This window comes from Winogradskyella echinorum (genome assembly GCF_014297365.1).
Lineage (GTDB): Bacteria > Bacteroidota > Bacteroidia > Flavobacteriales > Flavobacteriaceae > Winogradskyella > Winogradskyella echinorum.
Genome location: NZ_JACOQD010000001.1, coordinates 1,486,096 through 1,508,825 on the forward strand (window position 1 = coordinate 1,486,096; position 22,730 = coordinate 1,508,825).

18 protein-coding genes are annotated in these 22,730 nt (G+C 32.6%); 7 read left to right on the forward strand and 11 right to left on the reverse strand.

Translation table 11 applies throughout. The annotated features are described in order from the left end of the window. Positions 1–106: 106 nt before the first annotated feature. From H8K90_RS06630 to H8K90_RS06640, 3 genes are read left to right on the forward strand one after another with little or no spacing between them, the layout of a single operon-like run. On the forward strand, positions 107–2,734 hold the full coding sequence (locus H8K90_RS06630; RefSeq protein WP_186845128.1) for a T9SS-dependent M36 family metallopeptidase: 2,628 nt from the start codon (positions 107–109) through the stop codon (positions 2,732–2,734). Between the two features lie 24 nt (positions 2,735–2,758). Next, the gene (locus tag H8K90_RS06635) at positions 2,759–3,208 is read left to right on the forward strand and encodes a nucleoside deaminase (protein ID WP_186845129.1); all 450 of its coding nucleotides are present in this window, start codon (positions 2,759–2,761) and stop codon (positions 3,206–3,208) included. 12 nt (positions 3,209–3,220) lie between these two features. Next, positions 3,221–3,679: a protease complex subunit PrcB family protein gene (locus H8K90_RS06640; protein WP_186845130.1), complete on the forward strand. Its 459-nt coding sequence runs from the start codon at positions 3,221–3,223 to the stop codon at positions 3,677–3,679. A gap of 62 nt (positions 3,680–3,741) precedes the next feature. On the opposite strand, the gene H8K90_RS06645 is transcribed toward H8K90_RS06640, so the two are convergent. The 8 genes from H8K90_RS06645 to H8K90_RS06680 all read right to left on the reverse strand — a co-directional run bounded on the left by H8K90_RS06645 (position 3,742) and on the right by H8K90_RS06680 (position 14,857). After that, a complete protein-coding gene (locus H8K90_RS06645) occupies positions 3,742–3,933 on the reverse strand; it encodes a cold-shock protein (RefSeq protein ID WP_008269621.1) in 192 nt (63 codons plus the stop codon). A gap of 175 nt (positions 3,934–4,108) precedes the next feature. Next, the gene (locus H8K90_RS06650) at positions 4,109–4,354 is read right to left on the reverse strand and encodes a hypothetical protein (RefSeq protein WP_186845131.1); all 246 of its coding nucleotides are present in this window, start codon (positions 4,352–4,354) and stop codon (positions 4,109–4,111) included. Between the two features lie 61 nt (positions 4,355–4,415). After that, positions 4,416–6,197, reverse strand: a complete 1,782-nt coding sequence (locus H8K90_RS06655; RefSeq protein ID WP_186845132.1) for a chloride channel protein — start codon at positions 6,195–6,197, stop codon at positions 4,416–4,418. 46 nt (positions 6,198–6,243) lie between these two features. Continuing rightward, positions 6,244–7,998 carry an aspartate--tRNA ligase gene (gene aspS, locus H8K90_RS06660; RefSeq protein ID WP_186845133.1) on the reverse strand — a complete coding sequence of 585 codons (1,755 nt, stop codon included), beginning with the start codon at positions 7,996–7,998 and terminating at the stop codon, positions 6,244–6,246. A 157-nt stretch (positions 7,999–8,155) separates the two neighbouring features. Beyond that, positions 8,156–11,692, reverse strand: coding sequence for an efflux RND transporter permease subunit (locus tag H8K90_RS06665; protein ID WP_186845134.1), 3,537 nt, complete (start codon positions 11,690–11,692; stop codon positions 8,156–8,158). Further along, the gene (locus H8K90_RS06670) at positions 11,685–12,875 is read right to left on the reverse strand and encodes an efflux RND transporter periplasmic adaptor subunit (RefSeq protein WP_186845135.1); all 1,191 of its coding nucleotides are present in this window, start codon (positions 12,873–12,875) and stop codon (positions 11,685–11,687) included. Before H8K90_RS06670 ends, H8K90_RS06665 begins: the two co-directional genes overlap by 8 nt. A gap of 19 nt (positions 12,876–12,894) precedes the next feature. After that, positions 12,895–14,241, reverse strand: coding sequence for a TolC family protein (locus tag H8K90_RS06675; protein ID WP_186845136.1), 1,347 nt, complete (start codon positions 14,239–14,241; stop codon positions 12,895–12,897). A 10-nt stretch (positions 14,242–14,251) separates the two neighbouring features. After that, positions 14,252–14,857: a TetR/AcrR family transcriptional regulator gene (locus H8K90_RS06680; protein ID WP_186845137.1), complete on the reverse strand. Its 606-nt coding sequence runs from the start codon at positions 14,855–14,857 to the stop codon at positions 14,252–14,254. A 154-nt stretch (positions 14,858–15,011) separates the two neighbouring features. Between H8K90_RS06680 and H8K90_RS06685 the strand changes: the two genes are divergently transcribed. Together H8K90_RS06685 and H8K90_RS06690 are read left to right on the forward strand one after the other, a co-directional pair. After that, positions 15,012–15,986 carry a polyprenyl synthetase family protein gene (locus H8K90_RS06685; RefSeq protein ID WP_186845138.1) on the forward strand — a complete coding sequence of 325 codons (975 nt, stop codon included), beginning with the start codon at positions 15,012–15,014 and terminating at the stop codon, positions 15,984–15,986. Further along, on the forward strand, positions 15,986–16,336 hold the full coding sequence (locus tag H8K90_RS06690; protein ID WP_186845139.1) for a hypothetical protein: 351 nt from the start codon (positions 15,986–15,988) through the stop codon (positions 16,334–16,336). The genes H8K90_RS06685 and H8K90_RS06690 overlap by 1 nt, the downstream gene beginning before the upstream one ends. Positions 16,337–16,363: 27 nt before the next feature. On the opposite strand, the gene H8K90_RS06695 is transcribed toward H8K90_RS06690, so the two are convergent. Beyond that, on the reverse strand, positions 16,364–16,909 hold the full coding sequence (locus tag H8K90_RS06695) for an alpha-ketoglutarate decarboxylase (protein ID WP_186845140.1): 546 nt from the start codon (positions 16,907–16,909) through the stop codon (positions 16,364–16,366). 114 nt (positions 16,910–17,023) lie between these two features. Here H8K90_RS06695 and H8K90_RS06700 point away from each other — a divergent pair, with 114 nt between their 5' ends. After that, positions 17,024–19,780 (forward strand): 2-oxoglutarate dehydrogenase E1 component, encoded by a 2,757-nt coding sequence (locus H8K90_RS06700; protein WP_186845141.1) that lies wholly within the window; start codon positions 17,024–17,026, stop codon positions 19,778–19,780. A 42-nt stretch (positions 19,781–19,822) separates the two neighbouring features. Beyond that, a complete protein-coding gene (gene odhB, locus H8K90_RS06705) occupies positions 19,823–21,037 on the forward strand; it encodes a 2-oxoglutarate dehydrogenase complex dihydrolipoyllysine-residue succinyltransferase (RefSeq protein ID WP_186845142.1) in 1,215 nt (404 codons plus the stop codon). Positions 21,038–21,541: 504 nt separating this feature from the next. On the opposite strand, the gene H8K90_RS06710 is transcribed toward odhB, so the two are convergent. Next, positions 21,542–22,171 (reverse strand): response regulator, encoded by a 630-nt coding sequence (locus tag H8K90_RS06710; RefSeq protein WP_186845143.1) that lies wholly within the window; start codon positions 22,169–22,171, stop codon positions 21,542–21,544. Between the two features lie 59 nt (positions 22,172–22,230). Further along, the gene (locus H8K90_RS06715; protein WP_186845144.1) at positions 22,231–22,671 is read right to left on the reverse strand and encodes a retropepsin-like aspartic protease; all 441 of its coding nucleotides are present in this window, start codon (positions 22,669–22,671) and stop codon (positions 22,231–22,233) included. Positions 22,672–22,730 lie beyond the last annotated feature (59 nt).

Genomic DNA, 22,730 nt, shown 5'->3' on the forward strand with positions numbered 1-22,730 from the left:
AGGTTTTCAATATCCTTAATGATTCCTTACATTTGAGAAAAACGAAAAAGAAATTTGTAAGTCTAAACGAGTTTTTAAGACTTATAGGTAGCTATTATCTAACTCTATGAAAAAGAACAACTTATTTCTGATATTACTATTAATGGTAATATCAGCTTCACACGTATTTGGTCAAAATGATCTTAAATCTTCAGAATATGTAACATTGATAATTAAATATTTAGAAGATAAAAAATCAGATTTTAAATTTGAAAGCCAAGATTTACAACATTTGGTTATAAACAACACACATTATTCTGAAAGCACAGATATAACCCAATTATATGTTAATCAGACGTTTGAAGGAATTAGAATTTTTAATGCTATCTCTAGTGTCGCAGTTAAAGATGGTAAAGTCTTTTATTACGCAAATAGATTTTTAAATGCTATTTCTAGTAAGGTTAATTCTACATCTCCTTCTAATTCTCCTGTTTCTGCAATTCAGAAAGTTGCTACACAATTAGAATTAGGGTCTTTACAAAACATACAGCAACTAGAACAAGAAGGGAATCGTTATGTGTTCTCTAATGCAGGTATTTCAACGGAAGAAATATCAGCTGAATTGGTTTATGTAAAACAAGAAGAAAGTTTACTGTTAGCTTGGGATTTTATTATCTATGCAAAAGATAACAAGCATTGGTGGAGTGTTAGAGTAAATGCTTTAAATAATGAAATTATAGAAAAGAATGACTTGATTTTATCATGTACGTTTGATAAAAGTCATAAGCATTCAGAACACACCAAGAAGGTAGATTTTAATAATTTAGTTACATCTCCAAATTCGTTTCTTGTAGATGGTTCTAATTATAATGTTTTTGCATTACCAATAGAAAGCCCTAATCATGGTGTAAGACAGATAGTCTCAGAGCCTGCAAGTGATGATGCATCACCTTTTGGTTGGCATGATGATAATGGAATTATAGGTGCAGAATATACAATAGCAAGAGGTAATAATGTTTATGCTAAAGATGATATTGAGGGTAATAATCCTAGAAACAGTTTTTCTCCTAACGGAACAGCGACATTAAATTTTGACTTTCCATTAGATTTTAATTTATCTCCATTAGACTATCAAGAAGCGGCAATTACAAATTTGTTTTACCTCAATAATATGATGCATGATATTTGGTTTCAGCATGGTTTTAATGAGAGTGCTGGAAATTTTCAAAAGACTAATTATAGTAACCTAGGTTCTGGTAATGATTTTGTTTTTGCAGACGCACAAGATGGTAGTGGCTTTAACAATGCTAACTTTGGTACTCCACCAGATGGTTTTAATCCAAGAATGCAGATGTTCTTATGGTCTCCACCTGGAGTAAGTGTTAGTCCAAGAGTTATTATTGATGATGGAAGTTTGGCAGGTACTTATGAAGGTGTAGGAGCTGGATTTGGAGATATATTTTCTATAACACCTATTACATCTAGTTTAGTATTAGCAACTGATACAGGTACTGATATTTATGATGCTTGCGAGGGAATTACTAATTCAGCAGCACTCAATGGTAATATTGCAGTTATAAGACGAGGAACATGTGAGTTTGGGGCAAAAGTATTAGCCGCTGAGAATGCTGGTGCAGTAGCTGCTATTGTAGTTAATAATGAACCTGGAGCAGCTATTGTTATGGGTGCAGGAGCTCAAGGAGATTTTGTGTCAATACCTTCGCTAATGCTTCCACAGGCTATAGGTGAATCACTTATTTCTGCCCTTATTAATGGAGACAATATTACCGCTAGCTTATTAGGACCAGATATAACAGATTTTATAGATGGAGATTTTGATAATGGAATTATAGCACATGAATATGGACATGGTATTTCAAATAGATTAGCCGGAGGACCAGCTGCTGCTAATTGTCTTTTTAATAATGAACAAATGGGTGAAGGTTGGTCCGATTGGTTTGGACTAATGGTAACAATGAAACCAACAGATGTTTCTGATGATGGAAGAGGTATAGGAACATTTGCAATAAGTCAACCTGTAAGTGGTGGTGGTATACGTCCAGCACGTTATACTACTGATTTTTCTGAGAATGGATTTACATATAATGCATCTAATACACTTGCTCAACCACATGGTATTGGTTTTGTTTGGGCAACTGTATTATGGGATTTAACTTGGGCTTACATTGATAAATATGGTTTTGATTCAGATTTGTATAATGGAAATGGAGGTAATAACAGAGTGATGAAATTGGTTATTGACGGTTTAAAGTTACAACCTTGTAGTCCTGGTTTTGTAGATGGTAGAGATGCTATTTTAGCAGCTGATATGGCTACTACTGGTGGAGTAGATCAATGCATTATTTGGGAGGTATTTGCTGCGCGTGGATTAGGCTTTGGTGCTCAACAAGGAAGTTCGGACTCTAGAATTGATCAAATGGAAGATTTTACAATGCCACCAAGTGATGATCCATCATTGGCTAATTGTTCTAGTTTAAGCGTTGACGAATTTTCTGAAGATAACTTAAAGGTTTTTCCAAACCCTACGCAAACAGAATTAATAATTTCAACTCGTCATAATTATGGAAGTGCAGCAATTACTTTGGTAGATATTAATGGTAGAGTAGTGTTAGAAATGAGAAAAGAATTATTTAATGCTATTACTATAAACACAAGTCAATTACAATCTGGATTGTATATTTTAAATATTAAAGGTGATAACTTTAATTACAATGAAAAAATTATTAAGAATTAGTATCTTGGTTTTTTTAATTCATTTATGATAAATCCATTTGACGATACATATTTTATGCGAAAGGCACTTCAGGAAGCTGAGGTGGCTTTTGAAAAAGGTGAAATTCCGGTTGGTGCTATTATCGTAGTCAAAGACCGAATTATTGCCAGAACACATAACCTTACTGAACTTCTAAACGATGTAACAGCTCATGCAGAAATGCAAGCCATAACGTCAGCAGCTAATTTTTTAGGCGGAAAATATCTTACAGACTGTACATTGTATGTAACTTTAGAACCTTGCCAAATGTGTGCAGGTGCTTTATATTGGAGCCAAATTTCTAAAATTGTATATGCAGCTTCAGACGAGCAAAGAGGATTTAAAGCCATGGGAACAAAACTTCACCCTAAAACTAAAGTAGTCCAAGGAATTTTAGCTGAAGAAGCTTCAGAATTAATGAAACGTTTTTTTATTGAAAAGCGTAATTTGAATTAAAACTAATTAATAATGAATAAGATTTTAGTAACCTTTATACTACTATTTGCATTAAACTGTAAATCCACACAAAACCAAGAAAAGATGAGTGAAGAGGACATTACTTTAATTGCCAAAGGGGATCTTTATGGCTCAGGTGAAGAGAACATTATAGCACAGAATCTTATTATTAATAATGAAAAAGATTGGCAAGTTTTAATGGCAAAAATGAATAGTGTTAATAAGGTATCTGCTGGTTTTTCAGAATCTAAAGTAGATTTTTCTAAATATTCAGTTATTGCTGTTTTTGATGATGTTAAAACTTCTGGGGGACACAGTTTAGATGTAGAGATTAAGCCTAATTCCAAAAATATTGAAGTTAGTATTAGTCGTAATTCTCCACAAGGAATGGCTACTAGTATAATGACGCAACCTTATTATATTGTTAAGATTACTAAAAGTGAATTGCCTATTTTATTCATAACACCTTAAAAAAACGCACAAAAAAAAACGCCCAATCAAAGATTGAGCGTTGAAACTTGTAAGATATATACTTATAATACCTGCACGTTTGCAGCTACCATTCCTTTTCTTCCTTCTTCTTCTGTGTACTCTACGTTATCACCTTCGCGTAATTCTACGCCATTAAGGTTTGATACGTGTACAAAGATGTCTTTTCCTGTTTCTTCGTTGGTAATGAATCCAAATCCTTTTGAATCATTGAAAAATTTAACTGTTCCAGTCATTATAATATAAATAAAAATTAAAGTACAAAGATATAATTTATATTAATGCCATTGTTAATAAATCGTTTTATTTTAAAATATTGAAAATTAATGAGTTAAATATAACTTCTTTATGGCCTTTGAAGTACTGCGAATAAAGCGATTAAGTAAATTTATGACTTCTTTCTGTGAAAAACTAAATTTTATTTTCGCGTTGGTTCTCACGCATTTTATCTAGGTTTTCTTTTGTAAGCATATAATCTTTAACGTCTTTACCTTTCCATCTGTAATACGAAAACAAAGGAAAAACAACTAAAAATAAGCCAACAACACCAAAACCAATAAGTTTTTGAGCATAATTGACATCCAAAACAAGACCACATACTATACTAGTAATTGAGGCTAAAAAAGCAATAAGAGTTATGATGTGTATTGGTTTCACTAATTTTAAATATTAAGAATGGTCAATACGATTATATTCAATATGACTGTCCATTAAATTATTACGATGTAAAATTAATTAATTCCTTTCGATAAGCAGTTAACAATTTAGATTTAGACACAAACCCATAATACTTATTATCTTTAATTACAGGTAAATTCCATGCACGAGATGTTTGAAATTTTTGCATCACCTTTTCCATAGAATCATTTTCATAATATATTATTTCGGGTGGTTTTTGCATAAAGGTTTCAACAGTAGTAGAATTATATAAACTTTGTTCAAACATTACAGATCTTATATTGTCTAGTAAAAGTATGCCAATAAAACTGCCATCAGTGTGGGTAACAGGGAAAAGGTTTCTGTTAGATTTAGAAACACCATGTTTAAGCATTTCACCTAATGACATTTCTGGATGTAGTTGAATAAAATTTTGCTCAATTACCGTATCTAATTTCATTAAGGTTAATACACTTTTGTCCTTATTTTGTGTTAAAAGCGCTCCCTTTTCTAGAAGTTCTTTGGTATATATTGTATAGTCTAATCCATTCTTATTAATAATAAAGGACATAGAAGCTGTAATCATTAATGGTACAAATAATTCGTAGCCACCCGTAATTTCTGCTATTAAAAAAATGGCAGTTAAAGGTGCATGCAGCACACCAGCTATAAGGCCGGCCATTCCAATTAGTGTAAAATTAGCTTCAGAGACCGAAAAACCTAAACCACAATTATTAATCACCTTGGCAACTACATTTCCTAATGCACTTCCCATTACTAATGTTGGTATAATGATTCCGCCAGTTCCACCAGCAGCAAAAGTTGTAGTCATGGCAATAGCCTTAAATATAGTAATGCCAAAAAGCAAGCCAATTACAATCCATATATTATCTATGTGCGAATCGAAAGGAGTATTGCCTAAAGCCTCAATGTCATTGCCTAACATTAAGTTATTAATAAAACCGAAACCTTCACCATAGAGTGGAGGAATAAAAAAGAGCATAACACCAATGGCTAATCCGCCAATAATAAGTTTATGTCTTGCAGATTTAAATCGATTGAAAAACGATGTTATACCAAAATAGATTTTCGAAAAATAAATAGATGCTATTCCAGTTCCAATTCCCAATAAGATATAAAAAAAGGTGTCTTTAATAGCAAATTTATCAGACACCGTAAAATTGAAAAGTACGCTGTCACCTAAGAAAAAATAGGAGGTGATAACAGATGAAACAGAGGCAATTAGAAGTGGTAATAAGGAAGCAAATGTAAGATCTAAACTAAAAACTTCAATTGCAAAAATAACAGCTGCAATGGGTGACTTAAAAATTGAAGCAATAGCTCCTGCAGATGCGCAAGCAATTAATAAACTTCTTGTTTTTCTATCAATATGTAGTAACCGACTTAAGTTAGAACTTAATGATGAAGCTGATAGTATTGCAGGACCTAGTAAACCAACTGAACCACCAAAACCAACAGTTAAAGGTGCAGTAATTAATGGTAGGTAAATATTTTTTTTGTCTAAAATACCGTCTCGTTTTGATAAAGAATATAATATTGAAGGTATAGCATGTCCACTCGGTTTTTTTGAGATATATTTTACAAACAAGTATACGAGAAAAAGCCCAATGATTGGCAGAATAAAATAGATGCTATTTTCAGATAGAATTATCCCTTTTTCAAATATAGCTTCAATTGCAAAGGTGATATTTTTTATTAATACAGAAATTAATCCTGCTAATAAGCCAATAACTAAACTTAAAATAAACACAAAGTTCTTTTCGGAGATGTGCTTATATCTCCAGATGAGAAAACGTTTAAAAAAATTTGATTTTGTTGGCATAGTTTAAATCTAATAAAAAATCCTGCAAGAAGCAGGATTTAATTATTTATGATTTTAAATTCAATTTTAAACTTAGTTCTGCAAGCTGTTCATCATCAATTGGTGCAGGTGCATCAATCATTACATCTCTACCAGAATTGTTTTTAGGGAAAGCTATAAAATCTCTAATGGTTTCTTGGCCTCCTAAAATGGCAACCAGTCTGTCTAAACCAAAAGCCAAACCTCCATGTGGTGGAGCGCCATACTCAAAAGCATCCATTAAGAAGCCGAATTGTGCTTTTGCTTCTTCATCAGAAAAGCCTAAATGTTTCAACATTATGGCTTGTGTTGCTTTATCGTGAATACGAATAGAACCTCCTCCTATTTCATTTCCGTTTAAAACTAAATCGTAGGCGTTAGCTTTTACTTTGCCTGGTTTAGAATCTAATAATTCTATTTGTCCAGGTTTTGGTGATGTAAATGGATGGTGCATAGCATGGTAATGACCCGTTTCTTCATCTAATTCTAATAATGGAAAATCTATTACCCAAAGCGGTGCAAATACTTTTGGGTCTCTAAGTCCTAAACGTTCTGCTAATTCCATACGTAAAGCACTTAGCTGAGCTCTTACTTTATTTTTGTCTCCAGATAATACACAAACTAAATCGCCAGATTTTGCACCTGTAACTTCTGCCCATTTTGCTAAATCGTCTTGGTCGTAAAATTTATCTACCGAAGATTTAAATGTGCCGTCCTCATTGCAACGCGAGTAAACCATACCTAAAGCACCTACTTGTGGACGCTTTACCCAATCAATAAGCTTGTCAATCTCTTTTCTTGTGTAACTATTTCCGCCAGGTACAGCGATACCAACAACCAATTCCGCATTATTAAAAACACCAAAATCTTTATGCTGTGCGACTTCATTTAATTCACCAAATTCCATCCCAAATCTAATATCTGGTTTATCATTTCCGTATAAACGCATCGCATCATCGTAGAGCATTCTTGGGAATTTTTCTACTTCAACACCGTTTATTTCTTTTAGTAAATGTCTAGTTAAGCCTTCAAAAATATTTAGAATATCTTCTTGCTCAACAAAAGCCATTTCGCAATCTATTTGTGTAAACTCCGGTTGTCTATCTGCACGTAAATCTTCATCCCTAAAACATTTTACAATCTGAAAATATTTATCCATGCCACCAACCATAAGCAATTGTTTAAAGGTTTGAGGCGATTGCGGCAATGCATAAAATTGACCTTCATTCATACGAGAAGGCACAACAAAATCGCGTGCACCTTCTGGTGTTGATTTTATTAAATAGGGTGTTTCAACTTCTATAAAATCTTGATTAGATAGATAATTTCTAACCGCTTGTGTTACCTTGTGTCTAAAGATTAAGCTTTCCTTTACAGGATTACGACGAATATCTAGGTAACGATATTTCATTCTTATGTCATCACCACCATCCGTTTTGTCTTCAATTGTAAAAGGAGGAACTAACGCTTTATTTAAAACCGTTAATTCTGAAACTAAAACCTCTATATCTCCTGTTGGAATATTTGGGTTTTTAGATGCACGTTCTATAACCTGTCCTTTTACTTGTATAACAAACTCACGACCTAAATTCTGTGCTTTTTCTATAATATCTTTTGGAGTACGTTCTTCGTCAAAATATAATTGCGTAATACCATATCGATCTCGTAAATCGATATATATCATAAATCCTTTGTCTCTTACCCCTTGTACCCAACCAGAAAGTGTAACTTCTGTATTACTATCTGTGGCTCTTAATTCACCACAATTATGACTTCTATACATATTGAAATTTTAATCGTGCAAATTTAAGCAACTTATGGTATAATTATATAAAAAGCCTCAACAATTGTTGAGGCTTTTCTCGCTATTAATCAAACCTTCACTAATTCTCAATAAAAAGGTTTATTGTAAATTGATAGTAAAATATCAATTATATCATTTAGAACTGTTCGTCAATTCTTTTATCTAAATTAAAAACTTCTTGAGGTAATTCCTCTTCTGGTGATTTTGCCACTCTATCTTTATTCATCCACATTTTTAGTCTAACACTTAGATAGAAAAGAATTGGTACCACTATCAACGTTAAGAACGTAGCTATTAATAAACCATAGATTACGGTCCATGCTAATGGTCCCCAAAAAACCACATTATCTCCACCCATGTATATGTTAGGGTTAAAATCTGCAAATAATGTGAAGAAGTTAATGTTTAGACCTATAGCTAAAGGAATTAACCCCAATATAGTTGTTATTGCAGTTAATAATACAGGTCTTAGACGTGCTTTACCTGCTTTAACAATACTTTCAAATAAGTCTTCATTAGGAAGATATTCATCCTCGTCTAAATCGAGTTCGTTTTTCTTTCTATCAATTAAGAGTTGAGCATAATCTAAAAGTACCACACCATTATTTACTACAATTCCGGCTAGTGAAATAATACCAACCATCGTCATCATAATTACAAAGGCACTACCAGATAACACTATACCACCAAACACACCAATAAAACTCAAAAATATAGCGAGCATTATTATTGTTGGTTTAGAAACAGAATTAAATTGAAAAATTAAAATAAAGAAGATTAATCCAAGTCCTGTAAAGAATGCTCCCATAAGGAAAGCCATTTGTTTATTTTGTTCTTCAATTTGACCTGTATAATCTATTTTAATACCATCAGGTAAACCTTCATAGCTCTTCATTTCATTTTGAATCTGCGTTACAATCGCTCCAGCATCTGTATAACCTGGCGCTAGAGCAGAGTAAACTGTAACCACACGCTTAGTGTCCTTATGCTTTATGGCACTAAAACCAGAATTGTTTTTTTGTTTAGCAACAGCAGATAATGGAATTTCTTTAATCTGACCAGTATTATCTCTAAAGGTTATATTTTGATTAAATAGCGCGCTAGTGTTATATCTATTAGCTTCATTAAAACGCACATATATATCAAAATCGTCTCCGTCTTCTTTGTAAATTCCGGCTTTAGACCCAAATATTGAATTACGTAATTGATCACCAATTTGTCTTGCAGACACACCTAATTCACCAGCCTTTTCTCTATCAATTTCCACTAACATGGTCGGCTTATCTTTATTAACATCAATTTTTAGCTCATCAATACCAGCTACATTTTTAGAGTTAATAAATTCACGCATTTTTTCTGCAGTCGCAATAAGCTCATTATAATCGTCACCTTCAATTTCAATATTTATTGGTGAACCAGCAGGTGGTCCATCAACATTTTTCTCTACAGATATTAGTACGCCAGGATAAATGCCAACTAATGCTTCTTGTACTTTTTGGCGCAAGAGTTCACTATCTTCTCCTCGACGGTATTTGTACTCTCGCATTGAAGCTGTAATCTTGGCTTTATGAGGCATTTCAGCAGAAGATCCACCATCGGTTTGTGGATTTCCAGCACCTTCACCAACTTGCGACACAGCACTTTCCACTAAGAAATTTCTGCCATTATCCATGTATTTATCTTGGTTAATAACCTCAAATACGCGTTTTTCTATTTGGGCAGTAATCGCATTGGTTTTTTCAATGGCTGTACCTTGTGGATATTCTATATATACAATAATCTGGTTTGGTTTATTATCTGGGAAAAACTCAACTTTTGTACGTTGTGTAGCAAGGGAAATACCAAATGCTACAAATGCTGCAATTAATAATAGAAAAGTTCCAATACTTAATATATATGGTTTTCTTTTAGATAGTGCTTTTCGTAATTGACGTTCGTACCAATTTTCAAGTTTAACTAAAGATTTATTTTGAAAATTATTAGCCCATTTTCTAATAAAAAAGCGATAAGCCCACATCATTAAAGCTGTAAAGATCATTATAGTACCTAAACCTCTGTAGGCTCCTCCAAATAATAAGATGAGTAACCCTATTACAGCAACAATTGAAGTCGTTTTAATGATTTGCTTTATAGGCATATCCTTATCTTCAGTTGTCATATAGCGTGATACTAATACTGAATTGAAAAATATAGCAACAAACAATGAAGAACCAAGTACAATAGATAATGTTATAGGCAGAATCTTCATAAATTCTCCCATAATGCCAGGCCAAAGTCCTAATGGTACAAAGGCAGCAACCGTGGTTAAGGTTGAAATAATAATTGGGAACGCTATTTCTCCAATTCCTTTCTTGGCTGCTTCGATACGACTCATGCCTTCTTCATCCATTAATCTATAGACATTTTCAACAACTACAATACCGTTATCTACAAGCATTCCAAGTCCCATAATTAAACCAAAAAGCACCATGGTGTTTAAACTATAACCAATTAAGCTTAATATCATGAGTGACATAAACATAGACATTGGTATAGCAAACCCAACAAATAGAGCATTTTTAAACCCTAGGAAGAACATTAAAACGGTAACTACTAAGATGACGCCAAAAATGATGTTATTTACTAAGTCATCAACTTGGCCAATAGTTACAGAAGACTGATCGTTAGTGATAGACACTTCTAAGTCTTGCGGAAACACATTGTCCTTAGCGTCTTGAACAATGACTTGAATTTGCTCTGCTGCTGCAACCATATTTTTTCCAGCACGTTTTTTAACATCGAGCATTACAACAGGTTCACCAGATTTTCTAGCAAAAGTAGTTTTGTCTTCTTCTTCAAATGAAACAGAAGCAACATCTTTTAAATAGATTGCGTTTCCGTTTTCAGATTTTACAACAAAGTTTTCGAGTTCAGATGGTGATTCGATTTCTCCAATAATTCTAATGGTACGACGTTGTCCACTAGCTTTTAAGTTACCAGCTGATTGTGTTATGTTTCCTTGACTTATTGCACCAAGAATATCACTGAACGTAACTTTTGCAGCCATCATTTTATAGATGTCAACAGCAACTTCGACTTCCTTTTCTTGAGCTCCTCTTATATCTGCTTTTTTGATTTCCTGTAAATCTTCAATTTCATCTTGAAGATATTCGGCAAAATCTTTAAGTTTTTCAATAGGGTAATCGCCAGAAATATTGATGTTAAGGATTGGCATTTCTTCCGAAAGACTCAATTCAAAAACATCTGGTTCTACCTTTGCACCATTAAATGTTGGCCAATCTTCTCCAGCAGTTTCACTATCTATCTCATCTTTTACTTTTTGCTTTGCTTGCTCTACAGTTATGTTTTCATCAAACTCTACAATAAGCATAGAATAATCTTCTTGAGAGGTGGAAGTAATTTCAACTACGTTACTTACAGTTTTTAACTGGTCTTCTAAAGGATCTGTAACTAACTTCTCAATATCTTCTGCAGTGTTGCCCGGAAATACTGTACTTACGTAAATTTTGGTTTCGTTCACTTCAGGAAAATTCTCCCTAGGCATGCTAAAAAAAGCAGAAACACCTAAGTAGAAGAAGACTGCAATAAGAACATACATCGTAGTTTTATTATTTATTGCCCACGACGAAAACCCAAACTCTTTTTCGGTATTTTTCTTTTTCTTATTAGCCATTGTTTTCTTCTTTATAGTTGATTACTTCAACAGATTGTCCGTCTTTAACACTACGTGCGCCTTCCTTAACAATTTCTACACCATTTTCAAGATTTTTTAAAACTTCAATGACGTCTCCTTGTGTTTTACCCGTTTCAATAATCAAACGTTTTACTGTACCAATTCCTTCAACGTTTTTGTCCGTTACTATATACACATATTGTTCACCATCAGCGTTTTCTGAAATAACACTTTGAGGAATTAAGATGGCATTTTCATTGGTGTAATCGTTTATTTTTAAACGAGCAGTAAGATTAGGTTTTATATCTTTATCTTTATTAGGCACTTCAATTTCTGCTTTAAATGTTCGGTTTGCAGGATTAATATAATCGCTTGCCTGACGGATTTGGGTGTCAATAGTCTTGCCCAAAACAGGAATATTTACTTCTACTTTTTTGCCTTTAACAACATTTGAGACGTAGCTTTCTGGTACTTCAACTTCGATATACATGTTATCTAGGTTAACTATTCGCATTAAAGGTGATTGTCCTGCTGCTACAACACTTCCTTGTTCTGTTATAACATCGTCTATGGTGCCAGAAAATGGTGCTCTAACAGCGGTTTTAGCTATTTGCTGTTGCAATTGGCTTACAGCTTCTTGTTGCGATTCGTATGTTGATTTAGCTTGTAAAAATTGAATTTCACTGCCTATATTTTGATCCCAAAGACGTTTTTGTCTCTCGTATGTAGTTTTTGCCAAATCTGCTTGTATTTGTAATTGAGCAACTTGTTGGCTTAATCCACCATCATCAATTTTAGCTAGCAATTGTCCTTTGCTTACTTTCTGTCCCTCTTTAACATACACATTTGTTAATATACCATTATACTCTGGTGTTATGGTTAACAAATTTTTAGTGGTTACATTTCCTTGTAGCTCTAAAACGTGTTCAAACTTTTCAGTTTTAGCAGTAAAGGTTGTAATAAGAGGTACGTGTTTTACCGTATCGATGGCTTTTATTTTTTCATCGAGTAATTTAATTTTTTCGTTAATGGCTTGTTGCTCATTAACTAATTCTCCACGTTTTTTTCTTATAGTTTCTATATTGTTACTTTCTAAAACGTTTTCTACAGAATTCTTCTTTTTTTCTCCTCCACAAGAGACTAAAAGCATTGCGACTAATACTATGGTATATAATTTTTTCATGATTTGATATTATGGTCGATTAGTTTAAGGTTGTGTTATTTAATACAGTTTCTAAAGCGGCTTTGTTATTTATGACATCTAACATAGATTGCAATAATTCTTGTTGAGCTGTATATAATTGTGTTTGTGCTTGTCTTAGTTCGAAACTAGAGCCAATACCTTCAAAAAATTTGGTTTGGTTTTTTACTTCAATACGCTCAGCTAAGGCTAAATTTTCCTTTTTGTTTTGATAATCTTCTATTGCAAATCGATAATCGCTTTTAGCTGATTCAATTTGAAGTTTTATACGTTGTTCAGTTTCTGTTAGTTCTGCTTTTGCTTTTTCGTAATTAATTTGTGCACGTTGCGTTGCTGCGCTTCGCATGCCAGAACTAAAAATGGGAATATCTAGACTTACACCAACTAATGATGAACCAAACCAATCTTGATCACTATTAGTAAACGTAAACTTGTCACTAAATGCAGAATATCCACCATTAATAAAAGCATTAAGAGTCGGTAATGCTTTACTTTTTTCAAGTTTTAAAAGTAAAGATTTTGATTCTGTATCATTTTCGGCAATGAGATAGTCAATGGTACTTTCTGGGTTTGCCTCTACTTCTAGAATACTCAATGAAATGTTTTGGTCTGTTAAACTTTCTAAACTATCCGTTAAGACGAGATTGTTATATACATCTAAGCCTAATGTTATATTAAGCATTTGATAGGCAAGGGTTTTTAATCTCTCTACATTGTTTAAATTACTTTTTACACCAGATAATGTAATTTGTAATTGTTCAACACTTTCTTCTTCTCCAAGTCCGTTTTCATATATCTTCTGTGTTTCGAAAAGGTTTTTTTCTAGCACCTCAATGTTACGTTCAAAAATCTTGATGCTCTCTTCGGCAAGTAAAACATTTCCATAGGCTTCTATAACTGCTTTTCTAACTTCAAGGTCGGTTTTTACTTTAGCATTTTTAGATATTTCTAAAAATACTTTAGCAGATTGAAGACCTACAATGTATGAGCCATCAAATATTTTTTGGTTAAGTGTAGTAAAAGCAGTCATATTTTGCTTGGTTCCAAATGTAACTTCGGCAAATTCACCTTGTTGTCCACCAAAAAACTCTGCTGGTATAACTTGTACTTGCTGTTTTAAAAAGTTCTGATAATCTACTTTAGCACTCAATTGTGGTAACCCAGTCGCTGTTGTTTCCCATTTTTGCTGTTTTGCAGCATCAATATCGCGAGCTGCATTAATAGCAGTTCTATTGTTCTGTAAAGCGTAATCAATTGCTTCTTGCAGTGATAAACTTGATGGTTTTTCTTGCGATAAACCAATTGAAGTAATGATTAAACTTGATATAAGTATGAGTATTTTTCTCATAAGGTTTATGTTAGTTTAGATTGATTTTTAGTAATTTGGTTAATGTTTCGAGGCCTTTAGGTGTGCAAATACCTCTTAAATGATATTCTAAATAATATTCCATTAAAGTATTCATAGAGAATTTTTTAAGAGGAAATAATTCTTGATCTTTTAGTGTTATCATACCATTAAAATAAATCCTAGTTATAAAATCTACATTAATAGTTTTTCTATACAGACCTAGTTCTAACCCTCTATTTAAATTATCAGCAACACATCCTTGCATTATTTCAAATTGCTTTGATTTTAAGGTTGCAAAAATTTTAGGATAATATTTTTGTAATTGATATTGAGGTGAAGACTTTTCGTTTTTAAGGTGCTCCATAACAAATTGCTTTATATCAAAAATTTCTTCAATAGGATTTTTTTGTAAAGCGCAAATGCTATCTATGCCACAAGAGACAGTTTCGAATATCTGTAATGTTGTTGCTTCAACTAATTTTGTTTTATTTGGAAAATGAACATAAATAGTTTTTTTAGAAATACCCATTTCACTGGCTATATCATCCATGGTAACACTTTTAAAACCAAAGTTTAAAAAAAGCTCACTAGATTTATTTATTATTTTCTCTCTCATATAAAATATTCCGTAAAAACGAACTTACTACTAATTTAGAGCGCAAACTTACAACAGGAAACTTTAAAAACCAAAATAGTTTCCTTGGTTTTAATAATTATTTAACACGATTAACATTAGCATAAAATATCTATAAAGCATTATTTTTGTTGTTATGCAACAGATTGAAGCCTATCAGAAATCTTTTATTACCTATTTAGAAGATTTTACAGTGCATAAAGAGCCAAATAATCTTTACGCACCAATTAATTATATTCTTAACCTAGGAGGAAAACGGTTAAGACCAGTTTTAACTTTAATGACTTCTGAAGTTTTTGGGCAAACAGCACAAAAAGCTATGGATGCCGCTTTATCTATCGAGGTGTTTCATAACTTTTCTTTGGTACATGATGATATAATGGACGATGCTCCTTTGCGAAGAGGAAAAGCAACCGTGCATGAAAAATGGGATGTGAATACAGGTATTCTTTCTGGTGATGCCATGCTAATTTTAGCCTATCAGCTCTTTGAAAATTATGAACCAAATACATTTCAATCTTTAGCAAAGCTGTTTAGCAAAACGGCTTTAGAAGTTTGTGAAGGTCAGCAATACGATATTGATTTTGAAACTAGAAACGATGTTACCATACCAGAATATCTTAAAATGATAGAATATAAAACAGCTGTTTTGGTCGGAGCTGCTATGAAAATGGGAGCTATTGTTGCAGACGCCTCAGAGAATGATCAAAATATAATATATGATTTTGGACGTTATTTAGGTATTGCCTTTCAACTTCAGGATGACTATTTAGATGCATTCGGTAATCCTGAAACCTTTGGAAAACAGGTGGGTGGAGATATTTTGGAAAACAAAAAGACCTATTTGTATCTCAAAACTCTAGAATTGGGTACTGATTTAGATCAAAAGGAATTGTTGTCATTGATGGATAAAAGCGAGATTTCTAATGATGATAAAGTAAAAGCCGTAAAATTATTTTTTGAAAAAACAGGTGCTGCAAACGAAACTCAAAAAGCAGTTAAAGATTATACCAATAAAGCATTTACGGTTTTAGAACATTTAAATATATCTGAAGATAAAAAACGATTATTAAAATTGTTTGGCGAGCAATTAATGAACAGAAATGTATAATGAGTTTACCTTCAAATTTTGAAGATTTAATTATAGAAGCTAATACGCTAAATCTATATAAAAAGCTCATTCTTCAACTTAATAAAGATTTGCTTCTTGCTAATATAGACCTTGAGTTTAATGAAGAAACTTTGCCTACAAGTTTAAAGTTAGTATTACAAGACACAGTGATTCATCTTATACAAAGCAAATTTTCAGATTATCTTAATTTACTTTATCAGGTTGATGTTTCAGAACTTAAAATTAGGTCACTCGAAGGTGCAGATACAATCAAAATTTCTGAGGACGTTGCGTTTTTAATTTTGCAACGCGAATGGCAAAAGGTTTGGTATAGAAGTAAAAATCAATAATATAATACCTTACTGAACCTAATTAAATTAAAACCAAAATCGTACAAACGGCATCCAAGCTTCGTTATAAATACTTTTGTCTTTATCATATAATACATCATATCTAATGCCAAAAGTTACGTTTCCGTTAGTGTAACCAAGTCCTAAAAACAATGCAGGATACCAATACTCATCATCAGCATTTGCTATAAATTCTTCATCAAAATTTCTGCTAACATGTAATTGTTCAAATTCAGTAGATATTTGTAATTCTCTATATGGATTAAATAATCCAAGGACACTTCCACCAATAACAGTAGATTTAAAAACATCTTTTTGCGAACTATAAGAAAAGTTGAGTCCAATACCAGTAGCAACATATGGGTTAAACCTATAAACTGCATTTGGCGATAGTGCACCACTAAAAAAGCCATCACCAAAGTTTAGACCAATACCTCCTCCAAATTGTACATTTTTCCAAAAGCTTTGTTGATTATCAGGATTATCTTGAGAATATGAAAATGTGATAAAAAAACTGATTAAAATGCTAAATATTGTTGTTTTTTTTATGCTTAATGAGGTATAATTTGCCATATTTAAAATAGTTATTTTCTAATTGTTATAAATATAATAAAACCGCAGCTATATTTAGCAAAAGTTGTATTTTTGGAGAAATTTTGTTGAAACGACAATGTCTCGTAAAAAATAATGGATAAATATTCCTTTCTAAACGCAGCGCACACAGCATATTTTGCTGATTTATACGAACAATATCTAAAAAATCCTGATTCTGTAGAACCAAGTTGGCGTGCCTTCTTTCAAGGTTACGATTTTGGTTCAGAAAGTTATGGAATGGAGGGAGAAATTGTTGAAGGTGTTTCTACTCAAATACCAGAACAACTCCAAAAAGAATTTCAGGTTTTAAAACTAATAGACGGTTACAGAAGTAGAGGTCATTTGTTTACAAAAACCAATCCTGTAAGAGCTAGACGAAAATATGCTCCAACACTAGAAATTGAAAACTTTGGTTTATCTAAAAGTGATTTAAGTTCTACATTTTCTGCAGGTGAGATATTAGGATTAGGTACAGCAACGCTTCAAAGTATTATAGACCACCTAGAAAGTATTTATTGCGATTCTATTGGTGTTGAATATATGTACATAAGAAAGCCTGAAGAAATTCAGTGGATTCAAGATAAGCTAAATGTCAATGATAATCATCCAAAATTTTCAGCTGACCAAAAGAAGAATATTTTAAGAAAGTTGAATGAAGCCGTTTCGTTTGAAAACTTTTTGCATACTAAATATGTAGGTCAAAAGCGTTTTTCATTGGAAGGAAACGAATCTCTTATTCCTGCTTTAGATGCTATGATAGAAACAGCAGCTGGTTATGGAGTAAAAGAGTTTGTTATGGGTATGGCGCATCGTGGCCGTTTAAGTACGTTGACAAATATTTTTGGAAAATCAGCAAAAGACATCTTTAGTGAATTTGATGGTAAAGATTACGAAGAAAAGGTGTTTGATGGTGATGTAAAATACCATTTAGGTTGGACGAGTGATCGCCAAACTGATACAGGTAAAAATATAAACTTAAGTATTGCTCCAAACCCTTCGCACTTAGAAACTGTTGGAGCAGTTGTAGAAGGTATTGCTAGAGCGAAGCAAGACAAAAACGAAATAGAAGATGCATCACAAGTACTGCCGATAGTTGTGCATGGAGATGCTGCAATCGCTGGACAAGGATTGATTTATGAGTTGGTTCAAATGGCACAATTAGATGGTTACAAAACCAATGGTACGGTGCATATTGTTGTAAACAATCAAATAGGTTTTACTACAAATTATTTAGATGGTAGATCTAGTACCTATTGTACAGATGTAGGTAAAGTAACCTTATCACCAGTTATGCACGTTAATGCAGATGATGCCGAAGCTGTTGTGCATGCTACACTGTTTGCATTGCATTTTAGAATGAAATTTAAGCGCGATGTATTTATTGATTTATTAGGCTACAGAAAATATGGTCATAACGAAGGTGACGAACCTAAATTTACACAACCATTACTTTATAAGGCAATTTCTAAACACAAAAACCCAAGAGATATTTATGCAGAAAGATTATTGGCGGAAAATGTTATCGATAATGATTTTGTTGCAAAAATAGAAAAAGAGTATAAAGATAAGTTAGAGGAAAAGCTTGAAGATTCTCGTAAAATTGAGAAAACAGTGATTTCACCTTTTATGCACGAGCAATGGAAAGACTTTGAGCGTGTAGATGAAAAGGAAATGATGACACCTATAGATACAAAGGTCTCTAAAAAGGTGTTAAAAGATATTACTAAAGTCATTTCTAACTTACCATCAGACAAGAAGTTTATTAGAAAAATTCAGCGTTTAATTGAGTCACGTCAAACTATGTTCGACGAAGATCGATTAGATTGGGCTATGGCAGAACATTTAGCTTATGGATCCCTTTTAGCCGAAGGTTTTAATGTTAGAATTTCTGGACAAGATGTAGAACGTGGTACTTTTTCTCATAGACACGCTGTAGTAAAAGTTGAAGATAGTGAAGAAGAAATTATATTGCTAAAAAATGTATCTAAAGATCAGGGGCAATTTAATATATACAATTCATTATTATCAGAGTATGGTGTTGTTGGTTTTGATTATGGTTACGCCATGGCAAGTCCAAATACATTAACAATTTGGGAAGCGCAATTTGGGGATTTCAGTAATGGAGCTCAGATTATGATTGACCAATATATATCTTCTGGTGAGGATAAATGGAAAACGCAAAATGGTTTAGTGATGTTATTGCCTCATGGATACGAAGGTCAAGGAGCAGAGCATTCTTCGGGTCGTATGGAGCGCTATTTACAAGTTTGTGCAAAGGACAATATGTTTGTGGCAGACTGTACAACACCTGCTAATATGTTCCACTTATTGCGTAAACAAATGAAGGCTAATTTTAGAAAGCCATTAATTGTGTTTACACCAAAGAGCTTATTGCGTCACCCAAAAGTTGTGTCTACTGTAGATGAATTTGCAAATGGAAGTTTCCAAATGTTAATAGATGACACAACTGCAAAAGCAGATAAAGTAAATACTTTAGTTTTTGTAACAGGTAAATTCTATTATGATTTATTAGAGGAACAAGAAAAACTAGCTAGAACTGACGTGGCGTTAGTTAGAGTAGAGCAGTTATTTCCGCTACCAGCCCAAGAAATGAGAGCGGTAATTAAAAAATATAAAAATGCAGATGATATAGTTTGGGCTCAAGAAGAACCAAGAAATATGGGTGCTTACAGCCATATATTAATGCATTTTGATGAGGCTAAACAATTTAGATCAGCAAGTAGAAGACCATATGGTGCACCTGCAGCAGGTAGTTCCGTGCGATCTAAAATAAGACATCAACAAGTTATAGATTATGTTTTTGATAAAACCAAAAACAACCAGAGATAAAAAATTAAAACAACTCAAATTAGAGCTTAAATAATAAAGCCCATGATTTTAGAAATGAAAGTGCCTTCACCAGGCGAATCAATTACTGAAGTAGAAATTGCAGAATGGTTAGTGGAAGATGGAGATTATGTAGAAAAAGATCAAGCCATTGCAGAAGTAGATAGTGATAAAGCAACATTAGAGTTGCCAGCTGAAGCTAGTGGAACAATTACACTAAAAGCAGAAGAAGGTGATGCTGTGGCCGTTGGTGCTATCGTATGTTTAATTGATACGAGTGCAGCTAAGCCAGAAGGTGGTGATGCCCCATCTAAAGAAGAAAAGAAAGAGGAAGCTCCTAAAAATGAAGAGCCAAAACCAGTTGCAACAGAATCTAAAACATATGCAACAGGTAGTGCTAGTCCTGCAGCTAAGAAGGTTTTAGCTGAAAAAGGAATAGATACTTCTACTGTAAAAGGCACTGGCAAAGATGGTAGAATAACAAAAGATGATGCGGTAAATGCTGTGCCATCTATGGGTACTCCAACAGGAGGAAGTAGAGGAACATCGCGCAGTAAAATGTCTATGTTGCGTCGTAAAGTTGCAGAACGATTAGTAGAAGCAAAGAATACAACGGCAATGTTAACCACATTTAATGAGGTTAATATGACTCCGATTTTTGAATTGCGTAAACAATATAAAGAAGATTTCAAAGCTAAGCATGGTGTAAGTCTTGGGTTTATGAGTTTCTTTTCTTTAGCTGTGGTTAGAGCATTAAAGATGTATCCAGCTGTTAATTCTATGATAGATGGTAAAGAAATGTTGTCTTATGATTTTGTTGATATTAGTATCGCAGTTTCTGGTCCTAAAGGATTAATGGTGCCAGTAATAAGAAATGCAGAAAACTTATCATTTAGAGGTATAGAATCTGAAGTAAAGCGTTTAGCGATTAGAGCTAGAGAAGGAGAAATTACTGTAGATGAAATGACGGGTGGAACATTTACCATTACTAATGGTGGAGTTTTTGGTAGTATGTTATCTACACCAATTATCAACCCACCGCAAAGTGGTATATTAGGAATGCACAATATTATTCAGCGTCCAATAGCAGTTGATGGTAAAGTAGAAATTCATCCTATGATGTATGTAGCATTATCCTATGACCATAGAATTATTGATGGTAAAGAATCGGTTGGGTTCCTAGTAGCTGTTAAGGAAGCTTTAGAAAGTCCTGTAGAATTATTAATGGATAATAACATAAACAAAGCTTTAGAATTATAAAGTTCTATTTATATAAAGTAAAAAAGCGCAATTTTTTAAAATTGCGCTTTTTTTTTACCCCTAACTAACAAAGAGTAACTAACTAAAATTAACTAAAGAAATTAACAGCGATATTGGCTGAGATTATAATTATAGAACTTATAATTAAAAGGATGATAAATACTTTATCTTTTTTTGCAGTATTGTCTTTCATTGTTTCCATAATTGTATTTTTTTTTAAAAGCTCTAAATCATAAGTTAATCTAGAGCTTATAAGAACTTAATTTGAGGCTTTGATTAATAGCTGATGTAAATTTCCGAATAAATATGGTGCCATACTATACGTAACTTTACGTATTTTTTGATTTTTTTTCAATGAAAAAGCCTTGAATTTGCATCCAAGGCTTTAGTAATCCCTATAGAACTATTAATAGCTTGTTATTAACCCTTAATTAATAACAGTGTAAAGGTCATAAATATATTAATACAATACTATACGTAACTTTACGTATTTTTTGATTTTTTTTAAGAATTTAAAAATTCAGCGTTTTCTTTAGCCCATATAAGAAGACTATTTTGTTTACTTTCTAAGTTTAGCTTTTTAATAATATTGCTTTTGTGTTTTTCTACTGTTCGTGTAGATATAGAAAGAAGCTCTGCAATTTCAACTCCTGTTTTGTTGGCAGAAATTAATGATACAATCTTTTTTTCATGATTGGTTAATTTTTCAAAATTTTCAGGGATTTTTTGTTGCTCTAGAAAACTTAATAATTCAGGACTAAAGTAAGTCTTACCTTTAATAACTGCCGCAATACAATTTTCAATTTCTTCAAGCGCAAACTCTTTTAATACATAGCCATATATACCTAATGCTTTTGCATCGTTATAAGTCTTTTCGTCTTTTTCAAAAGTTATAAGAATAATTTTGGTTGGTGAATTCTCAACTTTACATTTTTCAGCAATTTGCAAACCTGTTAGAAATGGCATTTTAATATCTAAAATGGCAATATCTGGTGTATGTGCATTTATGAGTGCTAAAGCTTCTTTTCCGTTTTTGGCACTGGCTAAAACATTGTAATCTTTTTCAATAAGAAAATCATGCAGACCTTTAAGAACCAGAGGATGGTCGTCTGCAATTATAATGTTAGGGTTCATTTTGCTATTAATTCAACTATTAGTAAAGATAAGAAGAATCTTTTAGGTAGAATAAAATCTTATAATTTTAAGTAAAGGTATTTTTTTTCATAATCAATTACAGCCTTTCCTTTTTTTAAGATATCGGCTCCAATTATACCATCTACGGGTTGGGCATCATGATTTAAGAGTCCATTATTAACATGGGTAAGGTTGAATAAAATTAAGGCCACTCGTTTCTTTTTCCATTTGCCAATTTTTAAGGCATTAGAGTTAGATATCTTAGTCATCATGTCTGAAGCACCAGCACCAACTGCTTTTATTTCTGAATCTTTTACTTTTAAATTAAAACGTTCAATAGCTTCAAAACCAACACAACTACTAGAAGCTCCAGTATCTAAGATAAAATAGCCCTTTACTCCATTGATTGAAGCTTTAATTTCAAAGTGATTTGTTTTTGTAAGCTTTAATTTAATTTTAGAATAACCTTTATTAATAAGGAAGTCTTTTAATGTTTCCATTTTTTTAATTTGTACAAATATAAGAATTGGTATAATGCTCTAATCAATTACTTTTGCAT